The organism is Sphingomonas bacterium (assembly GCF_903644135.1).
In the GTDB taxonomy this organism is placed as follows: domain Bacteria; phylum Pseudomonadota; class Alphaproteobacteria; order Sphingomonadales; family Sphingomonadaceae; genus Sphingomonas.
Genome location: NZ_CAHJXA010000369.1, coordinates 1 through 2637, shown reverse-complemented (window position 1 = coordinate 2637; position 2637 = coordinate 1). Strand labels below are relative to the sequence as shown.

General features: G+C 70.6%; 3 protein-coding genes. 1 reads left to right on the top strand and 2 read right to left on the bottom strand.

Annotation, left to right across the window (positions count from 1 at the left end):
• Nucleotides 1-88 (bottom strand): DUF1611 domain-containing protein (locus HUU96_RS15395; RefSeq protein ID WP_254605258.1); only part of this gene is annotated, 88 nt, incomplete at its 3' end.
• Nucleotide 89: 1 nt separating this feature from the next.
• Here HUU96_RS15395 and HUU96_RS14610 point away from each other — a divergent pair.
• A complete protein-coding gene (locus tag HUU96_RS14610; RefSeq protein WP_174293464.1) occupies nt 90-833 on the top strand; it encodes a carotenoid 1,2-hydratase in 744 nt (247 codons plus the stop codon).
• Between the two features lies 1 nt (nt 834).
• Here HUU96_RS14610 and HUU96_RS14605 read toward each other — a convergent pair.
• Nucleotides 835-2637 (bottom strand): ABC-F family ATP-binding cassette domain-containing protein (locus HUU96_RS14605; protein WP_174293465.1); only part of this gene is annotated, 1803 nt, incomplete at its 5' end.

Below are 2637 nucleotides of genomic sequence, written 5' to 3'. Positions count from 1 at the left end.
TACGGATGTCGATCAGCGTCCGGCCGCAGCGATGCGCTGCCTCGGCGAGCGCCGGGACCGCCCCAAGTTTGACGTGCAAGCCGCTCACGATGTCGAGCCCCGCTTCGACCTCGATCGGTTCCGACCAGTCGCTCTCACCCAGGTCGGTACGCACCCGCACCTGGCAGCTGCGCCGCTCGCCCGACGGGCGCTGGACGACGCAGGTGGCGGGCGACGGCTTCGCGCTGGCGCTGACCTTCCGGCCGACCCAGCCGCCGCTGCCGGAAGGCCAGGGCGGCTATAGCCGCAAGGGACCGCGGCCCTATCAGGCAAGCTATTACTACTCGATGCCGCACTTGCGCGTCGGCGGCACGGTGCAGCGCGGCGCGGCGAGCGATCAGGTCACCGGCGAGGCGTGGCTCGACCGCGAATGGTCGTCCGACTATCTCGCGCCCGATGCGCAGGGCTGGGACTGGACCGGGCTTAACTTCGACGACGGCAGCGCGCTGATGGCGTTCCGTATCCGCCGTAAAGGCGGCGGGACGGTGTGGCGGGGCGGCTCGTTCCGGGCGGCGGACGGGCGTGTCACCCTGCTGGCCCCGCAGGAGCTCGCCTTTCGGCCGCTGCAGACGTGGCGGAGCGGCGCGACGGGCGCGGTCTATCCGGTGTCGCAACAGCTCAGCGTGCGCCTACCCGGCGGCGTGCGGCAGTGGACGCTGCGGCCGCTGTTCGCGGCGCAGGAACTCGACAGCCGCGGCGGCGGCCTGCCGGTCTATTGGGAGGGCGCGGTGAGTACCGCGGGCGGGCGCGGCTATCTGGAGCTGACCGGCTATGATCGGCCGCTGACGATGTAATTCAGGCGGCGAGCAGCTCCAGCGCCTCGCTCGCCGCCAGCCATTCGGCCTCGGCCGCCGCGATCGGATCGTCGAGGGCCGAGCGCCGCTTCATCAACTCGCCCAGCGGCGTGCGTCCGGGCGTTGCCATCTGCCGGTCGAGCGCGTCGCGCTGGTCGTTGAGCGTTGCCAGCGCCGCCTCGGCCTCCCTGGCGCGCTTGCGCAGCGCCTGGCCCTGCTCGCGCGCATCGGCGGCCTTCTTCTTCGCGGCCTTGCCCCGAGGCTTGTCGCCCGCACCGTCGCCGCCGAGGATCAGCGCGATATAGTCGTCGAGGCTGCCGTCATATTCGCGCGCGGTGCCGCCATCGACCAGCACCAGCCGGTCGGCGGTCATCTCCAGCATGTGGCGGTCGTGGCTGACGATCACCACCGCGCCGCTATAGTCGTTGAGCGCCTGCACGAGCGCTTCGCGCGCGTCGACGTCGAGGTGGTTGGTCGGCTCGTCGAGGATCAGAAGGTGCGGCGCGTCGCGGGTGATCAGCGCCAGCGCCAGCCGCGCCTTCTCGCCGCCCGACATCCGTCCGACCTTGCCAGTCGCCTTGTCGCCCGAGAAGCCGAACCGCCCCAGCTGCGCGCGTACCGCCGCCGGGCTCGCGCCGCGCATGACGCGGGTCATATGCTCCAGCGGGGTGTCGCCGCTGTCCAGTTCCTCGACCTGGTACTGGGTGAAATATCCGACCTTCATCTTGCCGGTCGCGGTCATCTCGCCGTCGATCACCGCGAGCTGCGCCGCGAGCAGCCGCGCCAGCGTCGTCTTGCCGTTGCCGTTGCGTCCCAGCAGCGCGACGCGATCGTCGGGGTCGAGCCGCATGTTGAGCCGCTTGAGGATCGGTGTCTCGTTATAGCCGACGCTCGCCATGTCGAGCGTGATCAGCGGTGGGCGCAACTCGCTGGGGTCGGGGAAGCCGAACGACAGGGTCGGGTCGTTCGCCATCTCGGCGATCGGCTGCATCTTCGCCAGCATCTTCTGCCGGCTCTGCGCCTGCTTGGCGGTCGAGGCGCGGGCGGAGTTCTTGGCGATATAGGCCTGCAGCTTCTCGCGCTGGACCTGCTGGTTGGTGCGCGCCGCCTCCAGCTGCGCCATCCGCTCCGCCCGCTGCCGCTCGAACGCGTCGTAGCCGCCGGGATAGAGCGTGATCTTGCCGCCCTGCAGGTGGAGGATATGGTCGACGATGTTGTTGAGGAAGTCGCGCTCGTGGCTGACGACGACGATCGTCGCCTTGTAGCTGCGAAGGAAGTCCTCCAGCCACATCACCGCTTCGAGGTCGAGATGGTTGGACGGCTCGTCGAGCAGCAGCAGGTCGGGCTGCGAGAACAGGAGGGCGGCGAGGGCGACACGCATCTTCCATCCGCCCGAGAAGCTGTCGAGGGTGCGCTGCTGCATGTCCTCGTCGAAGCCCAGGCCGAGCAGGATCTGCGCCGCGCGGGCGGGCGCGGTATAGGCGTCGATCGCGATCAGCCGCTCGTACACGTCGCCGAGGCGGTCGGGGTCCTCGCAGGTCTCGCTCTCGATCATCAGCGCGGCGCGCTCGCTGTCGGCGGCGAGCACGGTGTCGAATGGGGTCAGGGGACCGTGCGGCGCCTCCTGCTCCAGATAGCCGATGCGTGCGCCGCGGGGCATGTCGGCGCTGCCGTCGTCGGGCTCCAGCTGCCCGGCGACGACGCGCACCAGCGTCGACTTGCCCGCGCCGTTGCGGCCGATCAGCCCGACACGGCTGCCCGGCGGCAGCGCCGCGCTCGCGCCGTCGAGGATCGTGCGGCCGCC